The organism is Rhizobium sp. AB2/73, from assembly GCF_020871915.1.
In the GTDB taxonomy this organism is placed as follows: Bacteria; Pseudomonadota; Alphaproteobacteria; order Rhizobiales; family Rhizobiaceae; genus Rhizobium; species Rhizobium dioscoreae.
Map to the genome: position 1 here is coordinate 1,944,976 of NZ_CP067071.1, position 23,221 is coordinate 1,968,196.

Genomic DNA, 23,221 nt, shown 5'->3' on the forward strand with positions numbered 1-23,221 from the left:
ATCGCGCCTCGCCGCCTTCATCGGCGGGGCGCAAAGGGCTTGATCCGAAGCGCGCCGCTTGGCATCGTGCAGCGCAACAAAACGGAAGGACAGGTCTCATGAAAGCGCTGCTGCTCATCGACATCCAGAACGGCTTCTGCCCGGGCGGCAAGCTTCCCGTGCCGGATGGAGATCAGGTGGTGCCTGTCGCCAACAGGCTCATCGACAGCGGCCAATACGATCTCGTCGTCGCCTCGCAGGACTGGCATCCGGCCGGTCACGGCAGCTTCGCTTCCGCTCATCCAGGCAAAAAACCTTTTGAGATCGGCACACTGTCAGGCAAGCCGCAGATGATGTGGCCCGATCATTGTATCCAGAATAGCAAAGATGCCGAGTTTCATCCCGATCTCCATATCGGCTCCGTCGATTTCATCCAGCAGAAGGGCCAGAACCCCGCCGTCGACAGCTATTCCGCCTTCCGTGACAACGATCAGGCCGCCCTCACCGGACTGGCCGCCTATCTGCGCAACAAGGGCGTCACCGAACTCGACCTTTGCGGGCTGGCAACCGATTATTGCGTCAAGTTCTCGGCGCTCGATGCCGTTGAAATGCTGCCCGGCGTCGCAGTCCGCTTCATCGAAGATGCCAGCCGAGGCATCGATCCCGCCGGCGTCAAAGCGGCAATCGACGAGATGCGAGCCCGCGGCGTCACCATTGCCAGCAGCAAGGACGCGCTTGCGTAAAATCGCGCGAAGCACGCTAAACCTTCTCTAAATAAAATGGTGCAAGCTATGTCCCATCAATAAGATATCGGGATCTTTAGCGTGCAGTCGATTGTCATCAACGGGCGTTTTCTCGGCCAGCCTCTGTCCGGTGTACAGCGCTTTGCGCGCGAATTGACCCTGGCGCTCGATCGCAAGATCTCCTCAGGCGCACTGCCTGCTTCTCTGAAAGGGGTGCGCTGGCGTTTGGCGGTGCCGCGCAATACGCCTGTCGATATGAGGCTTTCGGCGATAGAAATCGATAGCTTCGGTTCCGGCCCCGGCCATCTCTGGGAGCAAACAGCGCTGCTTTCACACTCGCACGGCAGCCGTCTCATCGGCTTTGGCGGCAGCGGCCCACTTCTGCATCGCCGCCAGGCCGTCGTCATCCATGACGTGACGATCTTCCGCCATCCGCAATCCTTCAAGCGCAGCTATAGGCTGCTGCACAGTGCACTTGGGACCGTGCTGACGCGCACCGCCAAGATCGGTACCGTCTCCGAATTCTCGCGGCAGGAGCTCGCCTCGGTGTTTCGAGTTCCTTCTGCCGGTATCGACGTCGTCTACAATGCGGTCGATCATTACGCCGCCATCGAGCCTGATGAGGCCGTCATGCAGCGGCTTGGTCTGAAAACCAACGGCTTCTTCCTACTCGTCGGCACGATGAAGCCGAACAAGAACCTCGATTTCGCAATCCGCGCCTTCGAGGCGCTTAACGATGAGAATCAGAAGCTCGTGGTCGTCGGCGGCTCCGCACCGACCGTCTTCAAATCGGATAACCAGCAATCGAACGACAGCCTGCTTTTTCCCGGTCGGCTCACCGATGCGGAAATCGCCGCCCTGGAGCGCCATGCCACAGCTTTCGTTTTCCCGAGCCTTTACGAAGGGTTCGGTATCCCGCCGCTGGAGGCGATGACACAGGGCTGCCCGGTGCTTGCGGCCGATATTCCCGCCGTGCGTGAGGCGTCGGGCGATGCCGCGCTCTACTTCGATCCCTTCCGACAGGAGGAACTTGTCTCCGCCATGCGGCGGATCGCGACGGACGAGACATTGCGCCAGGATCTGCGTCGACGCGGCCATGAGAACGTTACGCGCTTCTCCTGGGATGGCAGCGCAGATCGCGTCCTGTCCATTCTGGAAGATCTCTAAGGGATTTCAGGACCGGGACTGCGGCCGGAACATGGTGACGAAATAGCTGTAAAGACCGAGCAGGCAGAAGAGCGCGCCCCCGACAACGCCGATAGCCACAGATATCCAGAGCGAATAGCCAAAACCGGCCGTTGCCAGCACCGGCAGGGCCAGCCCGATGCCCGACAGAACGACGGGCGGCCAGACGAAATCAAAGGCAAGAGACATCATCACCTTGACGCCGATCGTCATGGCACAAAGCGCGCCAATCATGCCGCCGGCCATGAGGGCAGCATCGCCGAAGGAACCGAGATAACCGCCGATGAGCGTGCCCGCATTCAGCAGCGCGCAATCCAGCGCCGCGAGCAGGAAAATCGTCAATAGTCGATGCTGCAGATGCGCCGGGGTGGGCATCATGTTGGCCGTCAGCGCGCGGCATGTCGCAAGGCCGATGACAAAGGGGGCGACGGCAAGAAACTCTTTGCGCAAACCGGCGGCAATGACCAATTGCCCGACCGGCTGCAGCAGCGCGAAAATGCCGGCGGCGGTCATCAGCGTCAGACCGGTCAGCAGCGAGTAATATTCCCCAAGCTGCTTGGCAAAGGCAGGGGTTCGCCCATCGCGATCATAGGTCGTGACGACATCGGGATATTGAATGGCCTGCAGCGCAGAGACGATCAGGACGAAGGGTCTCTGCAGCAGATCAAGCGCCAGAAGTGCGCCGGCAGCGCCACCCGCTCCCAGCGTGGCCGTGAGGATCGATTTCAATCCCAACGGCGTCAACATGCCGATAATGGAGGCGCTCGCGGCAACGCTGCCATAGACGAAATGCTTGCGTACCAGCGCCTTCTCGAACGAAGCCGCCTCGTGAAGACTGTTGCGGCTCAGAAAAGCGGCAAGGAGCCCATAGGCAAGATAGCCGGTCATCAGACCGATGACGGTGCATGTGAAAGTCGGAGCAACGGCGGCGCCCGCAAGCGTACCGATTGCCAGAATCGTCGCGCGCGAACCCTGAAGCCGCGAAAAGACGCGAAATTCCTGACGGAAGCGCAGCATGGTGAGATGCAGGTCGCTGCCGCCCTGGAAGATCGCAACGAGCCCGCCAAGCACGGCAATCTCTGCCGAGACCGAAAAGAGGATCGAGACGGAAGCGGCAATCAGGCAGATTGCCGAGCATGCCGCGAATTCTACCGTCAGCGCCTTGCGCTCCAGCGCCTCGCTCCCTGGCCCCTGCCCGGGATAGAAGCGACTGCAGGCAAAGCGAACCCACTCGAAGCAGAGGATCGCCGCAAACTGGCTGATCGAGATGAACAGCGAATAGGCCGCATAGTCCGCCGGAGCCAGCAGATGTGCCACCGCGATCAGCAGCCCGAAAGCCACCGCCGCCTGATAGAAATATGCCGCCAACGCCACGATCTTTGCCATGGCGGCAGATAACAGGAAAAGATTGAGAAAAGCGCTAATCTGAAAGGGCGAAGCGGAGCCGATATTGAAACCATGGCCCAAAATGCCGGCATCGTCATGACATCGTACCGATTATTTCCGTTTTACCTCTTCGCCTATCCAGGCAATCACCGTCTCAAGTGCAGAGGACTTCCGATAACGTGGCCAGACGAGATAAAAGTCGGAAGGACCGTTTAGCGATCCCTGAATTATCTGCGTCAGCCGGCCTTCCGCTAGGTCACGCACGACGAAATCGCGGTTTGCAAGCACGATGCCGTGTCCCGCGATAGCGGCCTCGATCGCATGCGAAGTCTGATTGAAACTGATCCCTTTATAGGATGCCTGCGAAGCCCGCCCGAGATGCCTGTCGATAAACTCGGGCCAGGAATTATGTGCATCGTGAAGGAGCACGTAGCCTTCCAGCTCCTCCGGTGTCTTCGGTGGCTTTCGATCATGCAGCAGCACAGGGCTGCAAACGGCAATGATTTCCTGCTCGAAGAGCAGCTCCGCAGCAAGTCCCGGTCCAAAAGGTGGTCGCCCATAACGGACCGCAAGGTCTACCCCTTCCGCCTGGAAACTCGATATGCGTTCTGTCGCGAGAATGTGGAGATCGAGACCGGGATGACGGGCTGTAAAATCCGGCAGGCGCGGGATCAGCCATTTCGATGCGAATGTCGGCGTGGTGCTGATGGTGAGCCTGACAGGTTGCGGGCTGAGCTCACCCGTCGCGCGGGCGATGATTTCAAAGGCACGCCTGATATCGGCAATATAGCCTCGCCCCTCGCCCGTCAGAGCCAAAGCCCGCGGCATCCGCTCGAATAGTTTTACGCCGAGCTCGGCTTCCAGCCCGCGGACTTGCTGTGCGACCGCACCTTGCGTCACTCCGAGCTCTTCGGCCGCCAACCTGAAACTGCAATGGCGCGCGGCGACCTCGAATGCCTTCAAGGCATTCAGGGAGGGAAGTTTACCCGGTGAACCATTCATGCGATAGTTTTTCTACTGACAGATAAGAATTTAGCTGCTTGGCCCTCACGCGAAGAAGATGATATTTCATCGGCAGATTTAGGGCAATCGATCCTGCGGGAGCCAGACGAGAAGGGAAGCACAGATGTCGATAGAAAAAGTGGCTATTATCACTGCGGGCGGCAGCGGCATGGGCGCTGCAAGCGCTAGGCGCCTTGCCGCCGATGGCTTCCGTGTCGCCATCCTCTCCTCCTCCGGAAAGGGCGAGGCTATCGCTCAGGAGCTTGGCGGCATCGGCGTCACCGGTTCCAACCAGTCCAACGACGATCTCAAGCGGCTGGTCGATGCGACGATGGAAAAATGGGGACGCATCGATGTGCTGGTCAACAGCGCCGGCCACGGCCCCCGCGCTCCGATCCTCGACATCACCGACGAGCAATGGCACACCGGCCTGGACGTCTATCTGATGAACGTCATTCGCCCGGTCCGCCTCGTCGCGCCCATCATGCAGAAGCAGAAGTCCGGCGCCATCGTCAACATTTCCACCGCCTGGGCCTTCGAACCGTCGCCAATGTTCCCGACTTCGGCCGTGTTCCGGGCTGGTCTCGCCTCCTATACGAAGATCTTTGCCGACACCTATGCCGCCGACAATGTGCGGATGAACAACGTCCTGCCCGGCTGGATCGACAGCCTGCCGGCGACAGAAGAACGCCGCGGCAGCGTGCCCATGAGGCGCTACGGCACCAGCGCAGAGATCGCCGCCACCGTCGCCTTCCTCGCCTCAGATGGCGCCGGCTACATCACCGGTCAGAATCTCAAGGTCGATGGCGGATTGATGCACTCGGTCTAGCTACGCAAGACAGCATCATCTCGTTTTCGCTCTCTCAGGCACTGCTTGGGAGAGCGATTTTGTTTGGAGCGCGATAGCGGAGATCAAATCGCCTTGGTTGGCCGGGCGCGGGCGAATTGCCTTTCTGCACTGCACACGTTAGAAGTCCCGGCAATTTTAGGGATGGAAAGGGGCAATGCGGAAACGACGTTGCTTGGGGAGGAGTGCCATGATGGAGATCGTTCACACGATAGCCGCTTTACGCGAACGGCTCGACGTGCAACGCAAAGCCGGCAGAAAAATCGGCCTGGTGCCGACCATGGGCTACCTGCATGCCGGCCACATGGAACTCGTCTCTCGCGCCAAGGCCGAGAACGACGTCGTCGTCACCTCCATTTTCGTCAATCCGCTGCAGTTCGGCGCCAATGAGGATCTGGCGAAATATCCGCGCGATCTCGAACGCGACGGCGCCATGTTGCGCGATGCCGGTGTCGACTATCTCTTCGCACCTGGTGTTGCAGATATGTATCCGCGTCCGATGCAAACTGTGGTCGACGTGCCGAAACTCGGCGCGGAACTGGAAGGCGCAGTTCGCCCGGGCCATTTCGCCGGCGTCGCCACCGTCGTCACCAAGCTCTTCAACATCGTCCAGCCGGACAGCGCCTATTTCGGCGAGAAGGATTATCAGCAGGTAACGATCATCCGCCGTATGGTCGAGGATCTGGCCCAGCCTGTCCGGGTCGTACCGGTGCCGACCGTTCGCGACGCCGATGGCCTGGCCCTCTCCTCGCGCAATGTCTATCTGTCGAAGGAAGAGCGTGCCGCCGCCGTTATCGTTCCCAATGCATTGGCGGAAGCCGAGCGGCTATATGATCTCGGGGTGAATGACCCCGTCGCACTCGAAGAGGCGCTGCGCGCTTTCATCGAAAAGGAGCCGCTCGCGACCGTGGAAGTCGCCGCCGTCCGCCATCCTGAAACGCTGGAACCATTGAGTAAACTGCAGGGGCAGCCAATCCTCATTGCCTTGTTCGTCCGCATCGGCACCACCCGCCTGCTTGACAATCGGGTTATCGGCAGCAGATCCGCCAACGAAGGGACCGCCTGAGATGAGCACTGTCGGACATGCCAAGCGTATCACGCCCGCCGCCATCGAGGCGATGAAGGGCACGCGCCCGATCGTCAGCCTGACGGCTTATACGACGCCGATTGCCCGCCTGCTCGATCAGCATTGCGACCTGCTTCTCGTGGGTGATTCCCTCGGCATGGTGCTCTACGGCATGGAGACGACCGTCGGCGTCACGCTGGAGATGATGATCGCCCACGGCCAGGCCGTCATGCGTGGCACAAAACATGCCTGCATCATCGTCGACATGCCCTTCGGCTCCTACCAGGAGTCGAAGGAGCAGGCCTTTCGCAATGCCGCCCGAATCTTGAAGGAAACCGGCTGCGATGGCGTGAAGCTGGAGGGGGGCGAGGAAATGGCTGAAACCGTGGCCTTCCTGACGTCTCGCGGTATTCCGGTCTTCGGCCATGTCGGCCTGATGCCGCAGCAGGTGAATACGACCGGCGGTTATCGCTCGCTTGGACGCTCGGACAAGGAAGCAGACAAGATCCGGCGTGACGCCAAGGCGATCTCGGAGGCCGGCGCCTTCGCCATGGTCATCGAAGGCACGATCGAGCCGCTCGCCCGCGAGATCACCGCCGCCGTTGCCATTCCCACCATCGGTATCGGCGCATCCGCCGCCTGCGATGGGCAGATCCTCGTTTCCGACGACATGCTCGGCCTGTTCAACGATTTCAAGCCGCGCTTCGTCAAGCATTTCGCGGAGCTGGCGCCCATGATCTCGAAAGCGGCTGAAGCATATGCCGAGGAAGTGAAGGCTCGCACTTTCCCGGCTATTGAGCATACGTTTCAGCCGAAAAAGTGAGGCACCATCAGCTCTTGGGGGGCTCTTTCTCCAGCAGATAGATCGCTTCGCCGAAGTCCTCCATCTTGCTCATAAATGCCGCATGGGCATCCCGCAGCCCCTGATTGTAATAATAGGGACCGATCTCGGCGGTGAAGAAATCGAGCAGGAATTCAGCGGGCAAGGTGCCGAGCGTCTGATCCAGCTCGTCGGCGAAATAGCGCTGAAGGCGGGCAACCATGGCTGCCTTCTCCTCCTTCGAAAAGGTGATCTTCTTCATCTTTCCATCTCTCATTTTGCGAGCGGTCTCCAAGCGCTGGATCAAGGAAATCAATTGATCCATCAAGGAAATTCAATTGCTGGTTCCACGGGTACGGCTTACACCTCCGGCCATTGAACAGCGCGGCAGCAAATACGCAAGGGTGCAACAATCGTTGCTTTCATGCGGAATGCCGCCCTCGACCCGACATCTTGGCGAGAGCGCCGGATTTTCCACAAAGGACAAGCGGACCATGAGTCGCGCGGAATTTCTTGAAGGCTTGAAGGGCGGCATTCCCGTCGGCCTCGCTGCTGCGCCCTTTGGCGCCCTTTTCGGTGCGCTGGCGCGCGATCAAGGCATGTCCCTTGGCGAACTAACCCTGATGAGCGGCACCGTCTATGCCGGCGCCAGCCAAATGGTGGGCATAGACCTCTTCGGCCACAATGTTCAGGCTTGGCTCATCGTGCTGTCGATCCTGGCGGTGAATTTTCGCCATGTACTCTATTCGGCGGCGATCGCTCGCTACATCAGGCATTTTTCAGCGGTGGAGAAGTTCTTCACCTTTTTCCTGCTGGTCGATCCCCAATTCGCCGAAACGATCAAGCGCCATGAAAGCGGCAAGCCGGTGACTTTCGCCTGGTATATCGGCTTTGCGGCGGTGATCTATGTTCCCTGGGTGGTGGTGAGCCTGATCGGCGGTCTTCTCGGCAGTTTCATCGGCGATCCCAAAGCCATCGGCCTCGATATCCTTCTGCCGGTCTATTTCCTCGGCATCGTCATGGGCTTCCGCACGCGGGACAATTTCCTGCCTGTTGTCGCCGTCAGCGCCGTGGCATCAGCCATAGCCCATCGCTATGTCGGCTCGCCCTGGCATGTCAGCATCGGCGCATTGGCGGGCGTCGCGCTTGCCGCAACGCTGCCGCCGGTGAAGGCGAATCGCAAGCCTGATATCGCGCACGAAAGCCACGAGATCTGACCATGTTCGACTTCAATTCGCATATGGTCCTGCTGATTGCGGCTGCAGCGGTGGTGACCTTCCTGACGCGCATCGGCGGTTATATCCTGATCGTCAAGATGACCCGCATTCCGCCGCGTGTCGAAGCCGCGCTGAATGCCGTGCCCGCCGCCGTACTCACGACCCTCGTCGCACCCGCTTTCTTCGTCGGCGGCTGGGATACGAAGGTGGCAATGGTTGCCGCCCTTCTTGTCGGCCTGCGCTATCCCTCGACCTATATGCTGGTCGCTGGATGGATCGTCGTCATGGCATGGCGCCATTCCATAGGCGTCTGACACGGCTCCCACCCCTTTTCCAGTTGGGATGGGATTCGTATTTCTCAGTGGCTAAGCTCAAGGGTGGCATTTTCCAGCCACGCCCGTATGTCGTGATCATGGATCAGCGGCATCAGCGCCTCGCGCGTCCGAGCGTGATACTCGTTCAGCCAATGCAGCTCCTCATGTGTCAGCAGTTCCACCAGCACCAGGCTGCGATCGATCGGGCAGAAGGTCAACGTCTCGAAGCCGAGCATCGGCATGTCACCACCCTCGATCTCCTCCGGCTCACGGATATAGATCAGGTTTTCGATGCGAATGCCGAAGTGACCTGGACGATAGTAGCCGGGTTCGTTGGACAGGATCATGCCAGGAAGCAGCTCCTGGACGGCGAGACGCGCAATGCGCTGGGGCCCTTCATGGACTGACAAATAGGAGCCGACGCCGTGGCCGGTGCCATGCGCGAAATCGACGCCCGCCTTCCAGAGCGCGATGCGCGCCAGTGGATCGAGATCGCAACCGCGCGTACCCTTGGGGAAACGCGCCGTGCTGATGGCAATCATTCCCTTCAAGACCAGCGTGAAGAGGCGCTTGTGCTCTTCCGACACGGCACCGATGCCAACGGTGCGGGTGATGTCGGTCGTGCCGTTGATATATTGCGCGCCTGAATCGATGAGGAACAGCTCACCGGCTTGGATCAGCCGATCACTCGCCGTGGTCACGCGGTAATGCATGATGGCCGCGTGTTCGCCCGCACCGGAGATCGTATCAAAGGAGATGTCCTTGAGCGGGTTCTGCATGCTTTCGCCGACGCGGGCGCGGCAGGCTTCCAGCCTTTCTGCAGCGGCGATTTCCGTCACCGTTCCCGGCTTGCTCGTCTCCAGCCAGTAAAGGAACTCGACCATTGCCGCGCCGTCCTGCAGGTGCGCCGCGGCCGATCCGTTGATTTCGGCGGCATTCTTGCAGGCACGTGGCAGCCTGGCGGGATCACTGCCCTCCACGACCTCTCCACCTTCACGACGAATGATATCGGTCAAGGCATAGGAAGCGAGATCCGGATCAACCAAGATTCGCCCGCCATTCACAGCCGCAGCGGCCAGACGCTTGGTAAGTTCGGAAGGCGGCAGCTGCTGGCAGATCTGCGCGAGATAGGCTTCCGCCTCGACCTTGGTCTTGCGCTTGTCAAGGAAAAGCTCCGCTTCGGTTTCCGCATAGATGATGGCGCGGGCCAAGGGGTGCGGCGTGTGCGGCACGTCGCTGCCGCGGATATTGAAGATCCAGGCGACGGAAGACGGATCGGTAATCAGCGCAGCCTTGAGATTCTTTTCCTTGAGGCCGCTCGCAATCGTTGCAAGCTTGTCCTTGGCGAGGATACCGGCCTGAGCGATATCCTGAATGATAACATTGCCCAACGGCTCGGCCGGACGGGCCGTCCAGAGCTTGTCGAGCGGATTATGAGGCAGGAAGACGAGCTTGCCGTCGATCTCGGCCAGCGCCTTTTCCAATCGGCGTACTTCGGCACCCGTATGCAGCCATGGATCGATACCGAGGCGGAAGCCCTTCTTCGCATGACGCGGCAGCCAGACATGTGGCGGCTCGTTCACCAGATCGCCGCCGGTGAAGACGCTGCGGTCCACCTGTTCGGCAAGCTGCGTCACATACCGGCCATCCACAAAGACCACGGCCTGAGAGTGTGTGATAAGCGCAACACCCGCCGATCCTGTGAAGCCCGTGAGCCATGCGAGACGCTCCGAGCATTTGGGCACGTACTCGCCTTGATATTCGTCAGCACGCGGCACCAGGAAGCCGTCAATGCCGAGATCGCCAAAGGCAGCGCGCAAACCGGCGACACGCTCGCGACCGAATTGCGGGGTGGAAGTGACGTCGAAAGACTGAAACATGAGCTGATCCGAGACTGGTGGAGATTCCGTGAAACTGAATATTGCCAGTATGTTAGAGCATCACAATCGGAAGTGCGACGTGATTTTCGATCCTTGAGACGATATGCGCGATAACGGGCGCATCTCACCACATGAGAGCAGTCTATCCCAACCGCGGCCGTTAACGAATCCGCCCATTTCGTGAGCATGCCAGTTCGAATATGACAACTTCACGGCACGAAACATGCATATCATGCATAGCTCCCATGAAGCTTCCCCCCTGCCACGTCGGCGGGCGAGTCGCTATATCCGCCGCATCAAACGGGTTCACGAAGAACCAGCTCAAAACCAAGGACTTATGACAATGCCTATCTCTCGCTCCGCATATGTTAGCCCGGCGCTGGCTGGCGAGCGTCGCACCGTACGCCACTCCGTCGGCTCGCTTCGTCAGCTCGAAGTCGAAACCGCAAAGGCAATCGGCGCCAGCCGTGGCGGCCGCCGTTAAGAAGTTTACGATCTACGCGTTCGAAGTCGATCGCAATCCGGTTCTCCTCCTCCCTCTCGGATTGTGATCAGAACGCTTAGAGCCCGCTTGAGCACTCCTCCTCCACACGCTCGCGGGCAAGATCGGTGAAAATCGATCTTAAGGCGGTGCTTCGGCATCGCCTTTTTTATTTGCGATTGTTGATGCGGGAGGTGACCGGCTCAGGGCCGGTCGAGATGGATCGTGACCCAGCCGTTGCGCCAGATCGTGCGCACATGCCGAAGGTGGGCGCCGTTATAGGCGGCGAGAACCTTCCACCGCTGCTCGGCAAGGATACCCGAAAGAATGACCGAACCACCCGGTGCCAGATGCGCCACGAGCTGCGGCGCCATCTTGATGAGCGGACGTGCCAGAATATTGGCGATGATCAAGTCGAACGGCCCATGGCGTGAAAATGCCGTGGAATGGAACCCCGGCGCCGTCTCCAGCGTGACACCCGAGGCGATGCCGTTGCTGCGGACATTTTCCTTCGCGACGCGAACGGCAACCGGATCGATGTCGGTTGCCAGAACCGGAATGTTGCGCAGCTTGCGCACGGCGATCGCCAGCACGCCGCTGCCCGTACCGAGATCGAGCGCATTGCGCACGCGGCGGCTCGCAACAACCTTCTCGATCGTCTCCAAGCAGCCCGCAGTCGTCCCATGGTGACCGGTGCCGAAGGCCTGTCCCGCTTCTATTTCGATGGCGATGTCGCTGGGGCCCACCTTGTCCCGATCATGCGAGCCGTGCACGAGGAAGCGGCCGGCACGAACGGGCTTCAACCCTTCCAGCGACTTTGCAATCCAGTCGATATCGGGAAGCACTTCCTTTTGAATGACGAGGTCGGCGAAGGCAGGCTTCAGGAGCGCTTCGAAACGTCCGCGAACCTCATCCTCATCCATAGCATAGAGATAGATCGACGCTTCCCAGACATCGTTCTTCTCGTCGATCTCCGTCGTTGCGATCGGCAATTCTTCGTCTTCGAACACCGGCGTCATCAGGTCCAGAACCTGCTCGGCCTTCTTCTCGGTCGTCGTCACATAAAGGCGGATTTCACTCAACTCGTCGCTCTTTCTCGTTTTTATTCGGCCCAGTCGATCCAAGGCGGTTTCGGAGTGTCGTAGCCGGACACACCCCGAAGCAACTGCCGGCGGACCGGGCCGAAGCGCAGCAACAGCGGCGCAAGGAAATTACGCGCCGCAACTGCCAGCGGGCTTTGCATCGTCACCAATCGCGTCAGGTCATAGGTCTGTTTCAAAACCTGCTTCACGGCGGGAATTCTCAAGGCCGAATACTCCTGTTCGCGGCCTTCCGCAATGAGCCAGGCAAGCCAGGAGGCATCTTCGATGCCGAGATTCATGCCGCGAGCGCCGGCCGGCGAATGAATATGCGCGGAATCGCCGGCAAGAAAAACATTGCCCTTGGCCATGGGTTCGACATGCCGGAAGTGGATGCGAAACTGCGAGGCCCAGGTCTTTTCGGCAATGGCGGCTGGATGAGCGATGCGGCTTTCGAAATCCTCCAGCGTCGAGATATAGCGGATGATATCGGCCGCGACAGACAAGCGTCCGACCATGCCAGGATCGAAGAGCGATATCTCGGCAAAATGCGTGTCTACCGGTTCCGCATAGCGAAAATCGGCAAGATAGAAATAAGCCTCCAGCGCCTCACCTGGGAAGCCGGCACCGAGCGCCTTGCGCACTGCAGAATGGGCGCCATCGGCACCGATCAATATGTCCGGCCGCACTGTCTCAACGATACCATCAGCTCGGCGCAGCATGACCTCAGGCTTTTGAAAGTCTGCGATGGCTTCTGCAATCATGGCTGTCTGCCATTCAGGCGAAATGCCATAGGCCGAAAGCGCCTCCATCAGCTCGCGCTCCGTACTTCCCTGCGGCAGGGCACAAACAGCGCTGAAGCGACCTTTCACCTCCCGTGTATCTAGCCGGATCAGAATCTTTCTATTCGAGCGGACCCGAAACTGCTCGATCGGCTGCGCGGCGGCGATGATGCGCTCCGCAACGCCGGAAGGAGATAGCAGCGTCAACGTGCGGGCGTTGACGCCGAGCGCCCGGCTTTCCTGCAGCGGTGTCGGACCTATGCTGTCATCGACGATACGCGGCGAGAAGCCGCGACGGGCGAGCTCGAGAGCGGCGGTAAGGCCAACCGGCCCAGCCCCCGCGATCAGGATGGATCTGGATTTTCCCTCTCCGCCAATCTCCTCGCCCATCCAGGCCCTATCCCTTCTTGATAAGGTTCTCCAGCTTCTTCACCGCCACGTCCGGATCCTCCTCGTAAGCGATGGTTCCGGCAAAGCGGCCCTGCGAATCCAGCAGGAAGACGGAAGCGGTGTGGTCCATCGTATAGTCGCCATTCGGTTGCTTATCGTCGACCGGCACTTTCTTGGCATAGACGCGGAACCCCTTGATCATATCCATCACCTTGGCAGGGTCTCCGGAAATTCCGGTGATGCGCTTCGATACGTTGGAGACATATTGGTCCATGATCGCGGGCGTATCGCGCTCAGGATCAACAGTCACGAAATAGGCATTGAGTTTGCTCCCGGCGGGATCCACTTTCTGCAGCCAGGCATTCAGCTCGAATAGCGTCGTCGGACAGACATCGGGGCAATGGGTATAGCCGAAGAAAACAGCTGACGGCTTGCCGCGGAACGCCTGCTCGCTGATCGGCTGGCCGCTCTGCGAAACGAGTGTGAAGGGCACGCCATAAGGCCCAGATGACGTGACTTCCGGCGACTTGCCGCCGCCAAAGCTAAACCAGCCCAATAGTCCGGCCACGATCAATACGGCCACCCAAACTGCAATCCGCACGCTTCTCATGAATGCTATTCCTCACCGATACGGACATTGCGCCGAGAGCACGGTGCAATCGACCTCCCAGCCGATGTAACGGCTCGAAGTGGAGGACGCAATTCAAGAAGATGTTCAGGAAGGCCGAAATCGTCGCAGTATGTGGTTCAGCGGTTTTCCAAGCCCTTGATCACTCCATTTCGCCGCTCTTCTTGGGCCGGAGAGACAAAATCTGTTTTCATGTTAAACCAATCCTAACCAGTCCGCGCCAACATCAGCAGCAAAGTCGAATTCCATTCCGCCGCCCGAAAGCGCGGCAAACCTCTTTATTCCAGAGGGCATGACGCCCGCCGGAACGCCAGGCGTATCTTCGCCGAAGCACCGGACGCTGCCGCTGCCCAAGCCGCTCCAGCCGATCTCTCTCTCTTCAATCGCGAGCGTCGCTTGCGCGGCGATGCCAAACGGGAAGTTCTCGAATATGACGAACGCCATCAAGCAATCGGGCACCTATCTGGAAATCGTCTCCTTTCACCTTGGCGATCAGGAATTCTGCATCGACATCATGGCCATCCGCGAAATCCGTGGCTGGGCTCCTGTGACGCCGATGCCGCATACGCCGCCTTACGTGCTCGGCCTCATCAACCTGCGCGGCGCCGTGATCCCGGTCATCGACATGGCCTGCCGCCTCGGCATGAAGATGACGGAACCTTCGGAGCGTTCCGCAATCATCGTCACGGATATTGCCGGCAAGCTGGTCGGCCTGCTGGTCGAACAGGTCTCGGATATGATGTCGATCAAAAGTGAAGATCTGCAGCCAGCTCCGGAAATCATCCCCGAAGCACAGCGCGCCTTCTGCCGCGGCATCGTGGCATTGGAAAAGACCATGGTCTGCTTCCTCAACCTCGATACGGTCATTGCGGATCAGTTGGCACAGGCAGCCTGATTTCAATAAGTTAGCTTACCCAAAGAAGATCGCCCTGGAGCCAAGCTCCAGGGCGATCGCTTTTTAACAACCGGTTTTGGCAGGGGTGTAGCCAATAACACGGTCTTGCAGGCCGTGAACAGGGGCGAGAGTCGCCTCCCTGTTCGCCTTCGAAATTGCATCAAAAAGGTGCAAACCGAAAGCAACTAGAGGGAATTCGACAACCCAAGAGTATGACTTTTTTTGGTATTATCTTCTACGAGCCATACAAGAGGTATCGATATACCATCATTTCGGCTTACCGTTTTTCCATGTAACCTGCTGGCCGAACAAAGGGATCGTCGAAATAGCCATCTTGGCGGAGCCATCCGTCAGCTGCCGCGAATGGATAAGATAGACGAGCGTGTCATTTTTCTTGTCATAAATGCGGGTGACGACCAGCTTCTTCCAGATGAGCGACAGACCGGCGCGAAATACCTCCTCACCGCTCTGGGACAGGTTGATATCACCGATCTCGATCGGACCGGTTTGACGGCAAGCGATGGAATTATTGGAAGGATCTTCGAACCAGTTGCCCTTGCGCAACCGGTCGATCACGCTGCGATCGAAATAAGTTACATGGCAAGTGATGCCCGAAACTTCGGGGTCCGGCACGGCATCGACCAGAATATCATTGCCCGTCCAGTCCACACCGACCTTGCCGACGACTTCGGCGGAAGCGGAAATGGGCGCTACGACCAGAAAAGACGCGGCAATGGCGGCAAAGAGTTTGGGTGAACGCATCGATCATCCTCCAACAACAGCCGCGGGGAGCAAGAGCGGCTTGGTTAAGGTAAGATGGTCCATGAGCGATGCAAGATGGGACGCCTGTATCCGCGTGCAACGCTTCACGATCGATGCGGCGGCGATCCACACGATGGACGCCGCCGCCAAAGCAACGGCGTCCGAACACACGCAGGCAGTGCGTCACCTCACTTCTGGCTGATTGCGACCGTTCCGGTTTCCAGCAGCGACTTGAGGTTGGACAGGATCTTCGGCCAGCCACCGGAGACCGCCTCGATAAGCTTGGAGTTTTCAACCTCGATCGTATGGGCAACGGTCAGCTTCACGACACCGTCCGACGGCTCCAGCTCCATCACGCAGCGCGACCAGCCTTCGGCCTTCAGATCCGGGCGCCACTCATTGCGCCAGTTGATCGCGAGCCGCCGAGGCGGATCGAACTCGGCAATCTCTCCCGCATCGGCAACCCGGCCATCCGGAAAGAGCATTTTCCACGGCGATCCAACCTTCCACTCGGTGTCGTGGACCATATCGAACCAGTATTGTTTGATGAATTCCGGCGTGGTCAGCGCCGACCAGAGCTTTTCCGGCGTGGTGCGGATGAAGGTGACGTAGACGAATTTGCTGCCAGTCATGCCATTTCTCCTTGTTTGAATTTTATTGCTTCTTGAGCTCAGGGGCTATCCTCGCCTTCCAGCGCCTTTTTCAAGGCCGAAAGCGTATTCAGATGCCGCTGTTCGAACTTGTTGATCCAGCGTTCGGCGATGCCGTTGATCGGGACGGCGTTGATGAAATGCAGCTTCTCGCGTCCATGCTTCTGCGTAGAGATCAGATTGGCCTCCTCCAGAATGGCAAGATGCTTGGCGACCGCCTGGCGGCTCATGTCCAGATCCTCGCAGAGCGCGTTCAGAGTCTGCCCATTGCGCTCATGGAGCCTATCGAGCAATTGCCGCCGGCTAGCATCCGCCAACGCCTTGAAGACTGCATCATCATCCACGAACACGAAACCATTTGGTTGCCTTTCTTTGTTTATAGGCAACCAAATGGTTGCCTGTCAAGTAATATGTGAAGCGAAATAACCCCATCGCGCCGCGGGGCGGCGGCGGTTTCATCTAGGGATTTATCCAGGGAGTGATTGACAACGTCCGCATCGCGTCAGATCATCCGCCCATGATCGCAAACCGCACCATCGTGATGCACCTTCACACCACCTCTCCCTTTGCAGGGCGAGTGGAAGCCGTGTTGCGCTGAGCTGACCGCGATCCATCTCAACCCTGCCGAGGCGAGCAGGGTTGAAGCCTCCTTGCTCTCCTCATCAATATCAAGGAGAGCCCATGTCTTTCGAAGAGCAAGAACCCGCCAAACGACGATCAGGCAAGGTCGGCCCGGTAACGGTCCGTGCAACCCGCCCATCCGATGCCGAGGCAATCGCCACCATCGCCAATCTTCCGGGTTTCCGCGCCGGCACGCTTCGCCTGCCGTTTCAAAGCGTCGAAGACACGCAGCGATGGCTGGACAAGCACGACCCCAGTGCCACCCGTCTCGTCGCGGAGGTGGACGGAAAGGTCGTCGGCAATGCCGGAATGAACCGCCTTGCCGGCCGGCGGGCTCACAGTGCCAGCATTGGCATGGGCGTGCACGACGATTTCACCGGCTGCGGAATCGGCTCCGCGCTATTGGGCGCTCTCATCGATACCGCCGATAACTGGCTCGCGATCAAGCGTCTGGAATTGACCGTCTATGTCGACAATGCGCGGGCGATCGGCCTCTACGAAAAATTCGGGTTCGAAACCGAGGGGCGTCTACGCGCCTTCGGTTTCCGCAATGGCGAATACGTGGATGCGTTCACGATGGCGCGGCTGAGATTCTAAGCAATCACACGGCGGCGGATATGATTCCGCCGCCGACCATCATCAGCCGATCAAATCCAGCCACTCGTCCTCGGTCATGACCTGGACATTAAACTCGCGCGCCTTGTCGAGCTTGGAGCCGGCACCCGGTCCGGCCACGACGATATCGGTCTTCTTCGACACCGAGCCGGAAACCTTGGCTCCCAGGCTCTCAGCCTTCGCCTTGGCCTCGTCACGGGTAAACTTTTCCAGCGAACCGGTAAAGACGACGGTCTTGCCGGCCACTGGACTACCTGAGGTCACCGGCTGCTCCGCTTCTTGAGGCTGAACCTCCTCCAAAAGCTTCGCGATTACCTGCGTATTGCGCGGTTCCTTGTAGAATTCAACGATGGCTCGCGCCACCACCTCGCCGATGCCCTCGATATTGTTAAGATCGTTCCACGCGTCGCCGGCAAGCGGCGCGGCTTCCTTCATCGCTGTTTCGAAGGCTTCGTAGGTGCCGTAGGAGCGTGCCAGAAGCTTAGCCGTCGTCTCGCCGACGTGGCGGATGCCAAGCGCGAAGATAAAGCGATGCAGGGCGATCTGGCGCCGCTCGTTGATCGCGGCATAAAGTTTACCGACACTGACCTTGCCGAAACCTTCGATATTCTCAAGCTTCGTCAGTGACGCCTGCTGACGCTTTTCGAGGGTGAAGATGTCCGGTGCGGTCTTTATCTGCAGCGCCGGATCCTCGCTCTCGAAAAAGAAATCGATCTGCTTGGAGCCGAGGCCCTCGATATCGAAGGCATTGCGCGAGACGAAATGCTTGAGATGCTCGGTCGCCTGCGCGCGGCAGATAAAGCCACCGGTACAGCGGGTGACGGCATCGACCTTCCCGGTCTTCTCATTGATATCGCGTACCGCGTGGCTGCCGCAGACCGGACAGACTTTGGGGAACTCGTAAGGCGCGCTCGACGCCTCCCTCTTCTCGAGCACAACATCGACGATCTGCGGAATGACGTCGCCCGCCCGCTGCACGATCACCATATCGCCGACCCGGATATCCCGGCCATCGCGGATCGGCTCGCCCTTGTTGCCGATGCCTTTGATGTAGTCGGCATTATGAAGGGTCGCATTGGTCACGACGACGCCGCCAACCGTGATCGGCTCTAGCCGCGCGACCGGCGTCAGCGCGCCAGTGCGGCCGACCTGGATATCGATGCCGACCAGACGTGTGAAGGCCTGTTCCGCCGGAAATTTATGCGCAGTCGCCCAGCGCGGCGAGCGCGAGCGGAAACCAAGGCGGGCCTGCAATTCAAGGCTATCGACCTTATAGACGACACCGTCGATATCATAATCGAGATCCGGCCGCTGCAGGCCGATCTCCTCGTAATGGCCGAGAATATCGGCAACCGAATTCAAGCGCTCCATCAGCGGATTGACGGGAAAGCCCCAGGATTTGAAGGTCTGCACCATGCCGTATTGCGTATCCGCCGGCATGTCGGACATCTCGCCCCAGGCATAGGCGAAGAATTTCAGCTTGCGGCTCGCCGTCACCTTCGCGTCGAGCTGACGCAGCGATCCGGCCGCCGTATTGCGGGGATTGACATAGGTCTGCTTGCCCTCGGCCTCCATCTGCGCGTTGAGCGCCAGGAAATCGCTCTTGGCCATATAGACCTCACCCCGCACTTCGACGACGGAGGGAGCGCCTGCCGGCAAAGTCTGAGGGATTTCCTTGATGGTCCTGATATTGGCGGTGACGTTCTCACCTGTCGTACCGTCGCCGCGCGTCGCCGCGCTGACCATGCGGCCATTCTCGTAACGGATCGACATGGAAAGGCCGTCGATCTTCGGCTCGGCAGTAAAGGCTATCGAATTATCCGGCAAGCGACCGAGGAAACGATAGACGCTGGCGACGAAATCCTCGACATCCTCCTGTGAGAACGTGTTGTCGAGCGAGAGCATCGGCCTTGCATGCACCACGGGAGCAAACGTCTCAGATGGCGCGGCGCCGACCCGCCGCGACGGGCTGTCGGCGCGAATCAATGCGGGAAACCTGGCTTCGATCGCGTCGTTGCGCCGCTTCAGCGCATCATACTCGGCATCCGAAATCTCCGGCGCATCCTTGCCATGATAAAGCGCGTCGTGGCGCGCGATCTCCGCAGCCAGATAGGCAAGCGCCGCGGCCGCTTCCTCCTCGGTCAAATCCTCGACGGGCTTCTGTTCGGTGCTCATGAATCTACACTCCCCGATTTCGAAAATGTTTTAGAGCACTTCCGCAAAAAGTGCGAAGCGGTTTTCAGCTCGGGGCACGGAAAAACAAAGGGAAAAATCTGCAATTCAATTGCCGGACCGAAAAGGTGGCGGCGCCGCTCACGACAACTTTACGCCGTGATCTGTCGTCCTTGGTGTTACAGATGCGGGAAGCATCAGCGTCCAGTTAGCCCCGGTGGAATTCCCTATTCAATTCCTGGGGCAGCGGCTCTTCCGCGCCTATCGCAGGGGATTTAAGGTGGTCTATATTATGAGAACCACATCTCGGGAAATGATTGGATCATTGGCAGAAATTCGAAATCACGCATGAAGCACCGTCTTACCGTTCTCTCTATTTTCCTCGTTGTTGCAGTCTTGATCATGAGCTCATTCGTCAGCCGCTCCGCTTTGGGGCTGGTCGTCAGAGCTTGTGAGATCAACTCCACCCTGACGGGGTCGCCATATCCGTGCCTCAAGATAGTCCAGTCGCAGGACCCTTTGTCTTCATACGTTGTTCTTCGTGAGCCTGCTGACAAAGAGCGCACCATCCTTGCACCGCTCGCCGATGTACCCGGCATCGAAGACCCACGCCTTCTGACCACGGGAGCGCCGAACTATTTTGAGGAAGCGTGGAAAGAGCTATCAGCGATCGATCCGCGTTCGACGAAGGCTTCGCGACAGAATTTTGCCCTGGCGATAAACGCCGCCAGTTGGCGCACACAAGATCGGCTTCATATCCACATGGGCTGCGAGACGCCTCGCTTTCGCGCGCTCTTGAAGGCCCATGCGACGGAAATTGAAAGCGGCCGGTTTACGGACTTGAAGACCCGAGCTGGTTGGTGGGCAACTTTCCATACGGCCGATGACCTTTCGAATTTGAACCCGCTGCAGCTCGTCGCAGATGGCGTCGATGGTGCCCGTTCAAATATGGAAAACGTGGTCGTCGGCGTCTTTGGCGCTGCATTGCCCAACGGGCAGCATGGCTTCTATATTCTGGCAAGAATAAACGAAGCCTACAAATCCCACGGCTCCGCGGAGGACATGATCGATCCCAAATGCCGGCTCTGATGCATGTCGCTCAAAAGTTCGTACGTCGGCCGAACTCATTCACAGCCGGTACGATTTCGTAGGATGACACGGCCAAGGCTGGCCGCCCAAGTCGTCAGGAGCGAATCAGGACCAGCGCTCGCAAAAGGCTTCGATGTCGCTTGACTGAAAATCGGCAAGCCGCTCCATGATGGTTTCGAAAGGCCAATCCCACCAGGCGATGGACGTCAGTCTTTCTGCGATGATTCGCGTGAAGCGCTCTCGAATGAACTTGGCGGGAATACCACCGACGACAGTATATGGTTGGACATCTTTGCTGACGACCGCGCCTGCCGCAAGCACGGCGCCGTGTCCAACCTTTACGCCCGGCAAAACAATCACGCCATGACCAATCCAGACATCGTTGCCGATGACAGCGCGGTCTTCCTTTCGCCGATCGAAAAAGGCGTGGTCCCGCACGGCGCCCGCCGTGTAATATTCCGGACAATAGGTGAAGCGGTGCATGGATGGTCGGTCCATCGGATGATTGGGAGCACCAATTCTCACCTCTGCCGCAATGGCGCAGAACTTTCCAATCGTTGCGTCACCGACAATGCAGCGCGGCCCCAAGTAAGAGAAATCTCCAAGTTCGGCAGTGTGCAGGGATGTGTCCGCCAAAATCTCACAGCATCTGCCGATGCTCGAATCCCTTATGTTCGCCGTCGGGTGGATGACGGTTTCTGCGATTTTTGGCCGATTGGGCTGTGTGGTTGAGTGCATTGACAGTCTCCGAATTCCGGGCCTGCCTAACTGGGGACGATGAAGGATATATGACGCAAGACCGTCGAAAAACCGAAGCAACATGCCGACGGCAGATGACGGGTTCAGGCGCGTTTCAGCGCTATAGTCGCTGAGCTTGCTGCTATGCCCGCTTCGGGCAAGTCGCCGCCGGCCTCTGCCTCCGACAACATCACAGGAGAAATCACCCGTTACCGGCCAGCAAGCGCTTGGCAGCCGCCCTCGCCTCTTCGGTGACCGAAGCACCCGCGAGCATGCGGGCGATTTCCTCGGTGCGATCCTTCGGCTCCATAGTCGCGACGCGTGTGGAAATTTTTTCCGAGCCGTCCGCGACGGGTCCCTTGGAGATCAGGAGATGGGTTGCAGCGCGGGCAGCGACCTGCGGTGCATGGGTGACCGACAGCACCTGCACGCGATCGGACAGGCGCTTCAGCCGCTGGCCGATCGCATCCGCGACCGCGCCGCCGACACCAGTGTCGATTTCGTCGAAGACGAGGGTCGGCGCCGAGCCGCGATCGGCAAGCGCAACCTTCAACGCCAGAAGGAAGCGCGACAGCTCGCCGCCGGAGGCGACCTTGGTGATCGGTCCCGGTCGCGTGCCAGGGTTGGTCTGCACATGAAATTCGACAACGTCGATACCCTCGGCCGTCCCGGCTTCTGGATCGCGTGATATCTCCACCATGAAACGCGCACGCTCGAGCTTCAGGGCCGGCAGCTCGGCCATGACAGCTGCGGCCAGAGCCTCGCCGGCATGGTGACGTTTCTCCGACAGATTGCGTGCGGCGACATCATAATCCGCCTTGGCGGCGGAAAGCTCGGCAGCAAGACGCGCCAGCCGCTCTTCGCCAGCGTCGAGATCGGCGAGATCCGAAATCATGCGTGCGGCCAGAGCCGGCAGTTCCGTTACCGGCACGGAATATTTGCGCGAGGCACCCCGCAATGCGAAGAGGCGCTCTTCGACACGCTCGAGTTCGCGCGGATCATATTCCGTTTTTCGGAGTGCTGCCTCCACTTCCATCTGCGCGTTGGACAGCTGATCGAGAGCGGCATCCAGCAGCGCCACGGTATCTTCGAGCAAGCCCGGCGCTTCGTGGCTCTTGCGCTCCAATCGGCGCACCAGCGATGCGATATGCGGCACGGGCGATGCGTTGCCATTGAGGAATTCGGAAGCCTCGGCGATATCCCCCGCAATGCGCTCCGCTTTCATCATCCGGGAGCGCTTTTCGGCAAGCTCGTCCTCTTCGCCGTCCTGCGGCGCAAGCTTCTCTAACTCGTCAACGGAGGCGCGAAGATAGTCGGCTTCACGGGCAGCCCGCTCCACCTGCTCTCTGTGCTTCTTTAACGTGCGATCGGTATCGCGCCAGATCTTGTAAAGTCTGCCGACTTCCTGTGCCTCGTCAGCAAGGCCAGCGAAAGCATCGAGCAAGGTGCGATGCGCATCCGTGTCGACCAGCGCACGGTCATCATGCTGACCGTGGATTTCGACGAGGAGCTGGCCGATCTGGCGCATGAGCTGCACGCTGAGTGCCTGGTCGTTGACAAAGGCCTTGGTGCGGCCATCGGCGGACTGCACACGGCGGAAAATCAGATCGCCGTCATCGTCGATGCCATTTTCGCGCAGGAGCTTGCGGGCGGGATGCTGCGTGCCCACATCGAAAACCGCAGTCACCTGGCCACGCTCTTCGCCATGGCGCACGAGCCCGCCATCGCCGCGCCCGCCGAGGGCCAGCGACAGACTGTCAAGCAGGATGGATTTGCCCGCTCCCGTCTCGCCGGTCAAAACCGAAAGCCCGGATTCGAAGGCAAGATCCAGCCGCTCGATCAAAACGATATCGCGGATCGAAAGCTGGATCAGCATCTGC

Annotated in this window: 26 protein-coding genes; 12 read left to right on the forward strand and 14 right to left on the reverse strand. The window is 59.2% G+C overall.

The genetic code is table 11. The features are described from left to right. The first annotated feature begins 98 nt into the window (after nucleotides 1–98). Nucleotides 99–722 carry a bifunctional nicotinamidase/pyrazinamidase gene (gene pncA, locus I8E17_RS09680; RefSeq protein WP_069612508.1) on the forward strand — a complete coding sequence of 208 codons (624 nt, stop codon included), beginning with the start codon at nucleotides 99–101 and terminating at the stop codon, nucleotides 720–722. A gap of 81 nt (nucleotides 723–803) precedes the next feature. Continuing rightward, nucleotides 804–1,889, forward strand: a complete 1,086-nt coding sequence (locus tag I8E17_RS09685) for a glycosyltransferase family 1 protein (protein ID WP_069612509.1) — start codon at nucleotides 804–806, stop codon at nucleotides 1,887–1,889. Between the two features lie 6 nt (nucleotides 1,890–1,895). Here I8E17_RS09685 and I8E17_RS09690 read toward each other — a convergent pair whose 3' ends face one another. After that, a complete protein-coding gene (locus I8E17_RS09690; protein ID WP_229002098.1) occupies nucleotides 1,896–3,281 on the reverse strand; it encodes a hypothetical protein in 1,386 nt (461 codons plus the stop codon). A gap of 123 nt (nucleotides 3,282–3,404) precedes the next feature. Next, a complete protein-coding gene (gene gcvA / locus I8E17_RS09695) occupies nucleotides 3,405–4,295 on the reverse strand; it encodes a transcriptional regulator GcvA (protein WP_069612510.1) in 891 nt (296 codons plus the stop codon). Nucleotides 4,296–4,419: 124 nt separating this feature from the next. On the opposite strand from gcvA, the gene I8E17_RS09700 reads away from it, so the two are divergent. From I8E17_RS09700 to panB, 3 genes are all read left to right on the forward strand, one after another. Then, nucleotides 4,420–5,124, forward strand: a complete 705-nt coding sequence (locus tag I8E17_RS09700; RefSeq protein WP_219510697.1) for an SDR family oxidoreductase — start codon at nucleotides 4,420–4,422, stop codon at nucleotides 5,122–5,124. Nucleotides 5,125–5,335: 211 nt separating this feature from the next. Next, nucleotides 5,336–6,208, forward strand: coding sequence for a pantoate--beta-alanine ligase (gene panC, locus I8E17_RS09705; RefSeq protein WP_069612833.1), 873 nt, complete (start codon nucleotides 5,336–5,338; stop codon nucleotides 6,206–6,208). 1 nt (nucleotide 6,209) lies between these two features. Further along, nucleotides 6,210–7,031, forward strand: coding sequence for a 3-methyl-2-oxobutanoate hydroxymethyltransferase (gene panB, locus I8E17_RS09710; protein WP_069612512.1), 822 nt, complete (start codon nucleotides 6,210–6,212; stop codon nucleotides 7,029–7,031). A gap of 7 nt (nucleotides 7,032–7,038) precedes the next feature. Here the strand turns inward: panB and I8E17_RS09715 are convergent, their stop codons facing one another. Beyond that, nucleotides 7,039–7,290, reverse strand: coding sequence for a DUF2164 domain-containing protein (locus I8E17_RS09715; protein ID WP_069612834.1), 252 nt, complete (start codon nucleotides 7,288–7,290; stop codon nucleotides 7,039–7,041). Nucleotides 7,291–7,522: 232 nt separating this feature from the next. Between I8E17_RS09715 and I8E17_RS09720 the strand changes: the two genes are divergently transcribed. Together I8E17_RS09720 and I8E17_RS09725 are read left to right on the forward strand one after the other, a co-directional pair. Then, nucleotides 7,523–8,245: an AzlC family ABC transporter permease gene (locus I8E17_RS09720; protein ID WP_069612835.1), complete on the forward strand. Its 723-nt coding sequence runs from the start codon at nucleotides 7,523–7,525 to the stop codon at nucleotides 8,243–8,245. Between the two features lie 2 nt (nucleotides 8,246–8,247). Then, nucleotides 8,248–8,559: an AzlD family protein gene (locus I8E17_RS09725; protein WP_069612513.1), complete on the forward strand. Its 312-nt coding sequence runs from the start codon at nucleotides 8,248–8,250 to the stop codon at nucleotides 8,557–8,559. 44 nt (nucleotides 8,560–8,603) lie between these two features. Here I8E17_RS09725 and I8E17_RS09730 read toward each other — a convergent pair whose 3' ends face one another. After that, on the reverse strand, nucleotides 8,604–10,439 hold the full coding sequence (locus I8E17_RS09730) for an aminopeptidase P family protein (RefSeq protein ID WP_069612514.1): 1,836 nt from the start codon (nucleotides 10,437–10,439) through the stop codon (nucleotides 8,604–8,606). 343 nt (nucleotides 10,440–10,782) lie between these two features. Here I8E17_RS09730 and I8E17_RS09735 point away from each other — a divergent pair, with 343 nt between their 5' ends. Continuing rightward, nucleotides 10,783–10,923 (forward strand): hypothetical protein, encoded by a 141-nt coding sequence (locus tag I8E17_RS09735; RefSeq protein WP_162711788.1) that lies wholly within the window; start codon nucleotides 10,783–10,785, stop codon nucleotides 10,921–10,923. Between the two features lie 200 nt (nucleotides 10,924–11,123). Here the strand turns inward: I8E17_RS09735 and I8E17_RS09740 are convergent, their stop codons facing one another. The 4 genes from I8E17_RS09740 to I8E17_RS09755 form a co-directional block, all read right to left on the reverse strand. Then, the gene (locus tag I8E17_RS09740; protein ID WP_069612515.1) at nucleotides 11,124–12,002 is read right to left on the reverse strand and encodes a 50S ribosomal protein L11 methyltransferase; all 879 of its coding nucleotides are present in this window, start codon (nucleotides 12,000–12,002) and stop codon (nucleotides 11,124–11,126) included. Nucleotides 12,003–12,022: 20 nt separating this feature from the next. Further along, a complete protein-coding gene (locus I8E17_RS09745) occupies nucleotides 12,023–13,171 on the reverse strand; it encodes an NAD(P)/FAD-dependent oxidoreductase (RefSeq protein ID WP_069612516.1) in 1,149 nt (382 codons plus the stop codon). 7 nt (nucleotides 13,172–13,178) lie between these two features. Then, a complete protein-coding gene (locus tag I8E17_RS09750) occupies nucleotides 13,179–13,781 on the reverse strand; it encodes an SCO family protein (RefSeq protein WP_069612517.1) in 603 nt (200 codons plus the stop codon). Between the two features lie 213 nt (nucleotides 13,782–13,994). Continuing rightward, nucleotides 13,995–14,243: a hypothetical protein gene (locus tag I8E17_RS09755; protein ID WP_141720050.1), complete on the reverse strand. Its 249-nt coding sequence runs from the start codon at nucleotides 14,241–14,243 to the stop codon at nucleotides 13,995–13,997. Here I8E17_RS09755 and I8E17_RS09760 point away from each other — a divergent pair. Next, nucleotides 14,230–14,694, forward strand: coding sequence for a chemotaxis protein CheW (locus tag I8E17_RS09760; protein WP_069612836.1), 465 nt, complete (start codon nucleotides 14,230–14,232; stop codon nucleotides 14,692–14,694). The two genes, I8E17_RS09755 and I8E17_RS09760, sit on opposite strands and share 14 nt — an antisense overlap. A 267-nt stretch (nucleotides 14,695–14,961) precedes the next feature. Here I8E17_RS09760 and I8E17_RS09765 read toward each other — a convergent pair whose 3' ends face one another. Then, nucleotides 14,962–15,456, reverse strand: a complete 495-nt coding sequence (locus tag I8E17_RS09765; protein ID WP_069612518.1) for a CreA family protein — start codon at nucleotides 15,454–15,456, stop codon at nucleotides 14,962–14,964. Nucleotides 15,457–15,517: 61 nt separating this feature from the next. Between I8E17_RS09765 and I8E17_RS09770 the strand changes: the two genes are divergently transcribed. Further along, nucleotides 15,518–15,658, forward strand: coding sequence for a hypothetical protein (locus I8E17_RS09770; RefSeq protein ID WP_162750866.1), 141 nt, complete (start codon nucleotides 15,518–15,520; stop codon nucleotides 15,656–15,658). Here I8E17_RS09770 and I8E17_RS09775 read toward each other — a convergent pair. Continuing rightward, a complete protein-coding gene (locus I8E17_RS09775; RefSeq protein WP_069612519.1) occupies nucleotides 15,645–16,088 on the reverse strand; it encodes an SRPBCC family protein in 444 nt (147 codons plus the stop codon). The genes I8E17_RS09770 and I8E17_RS09775 overlap by 14 nt on opposite strands. A gap of 38 nt (nucleotides 16,089–16,126) precedes the next feature. Then, a complete protein-coding gene (locus I8E17_RS09780) occupies nucleotides 16,127–16,450 on the reverse strand; it encodes a helix-turn-helix domain-containing protein (protein WP_069612837.1) in 324 nt (107 codons plus the stop codon). A 337-nt stretch (nucleotides 16,451–16,787) separates the two neighbouring features. On the opposite strand from I8E17_RS09780, the gene I8E17_RS09785 reads away from it, so the two are divergent. After that, entirely contained in the window at nucleotides 16,788–17,324 is a 537-nt protein-coding gene (locus I8E17_RS09785; protein ID WP_069612520.1) for a GNAT family N-acetyltransferase, read from the forward strand. Between the two features lie 42 nt (nucleotides 17,325–17,366). Here the strand turns inward: I8E17_RS09785 and ligA are convergent, their stop codons facing one another. Beyond that, entirely contained in the window at nucleotides 17,367–19,517 is a 2,151-nt protein-coding gene (gene ligA / locus I8E17_RS09790; RefSeq protein ID WP_069612521.1) for an NAD-dependent DNA ligase LigA, read from the reverse strand. Nucleotides 19,518–19,943: 426 nt separating this feature from the next. Between ligA and I8E17_RS09795 the strand changes: the two genes are divergently transcribed. Further along, complete coding sequence (locus I8E17_RS09795; RefSeq protein ID WP_229002099.1) at nucleotides 19,944–20,603, forward strand: CDP-diacylglycerol diphosphatase; 660 nt, start codon at nucleotides 19,944–19,946, stop codon at nucleotides 20,601–20,603. Nucleotides 20,604–20,708: 105 nt separating this feature from the next. Here the strand turns inward: I8E17_RS09795 and I8E17_RS09800 are convergent, their stop codons facing one another. Next, nucleotides 20,709–21,341, reverse strand: coding sequence for an acetyltransferase (locus I8E17_RS09800; RefSeq protein WP_069612523.1), 633 nt, complete (start codon nucleotides 21,339–21,341; stop codon nucleotides 20,709–20,711). Nucleotides 21,342–21,543: 202 nt separating this feature from the next. Beyond that, nucleotides 21,544–23,217, reverse strand: coding sequence for a DNA repair protein RecN (gene recN, locus I8E17_RS09805; RefSeq protein ID WP_069612524.1), 1,674 nt, complete (start codon nucleotides 23,215–23,217; stop codon nucleotides 21,544–21,546). Nucleotides 23,218–23,221 lie beyond the last annotated feature (4 nt).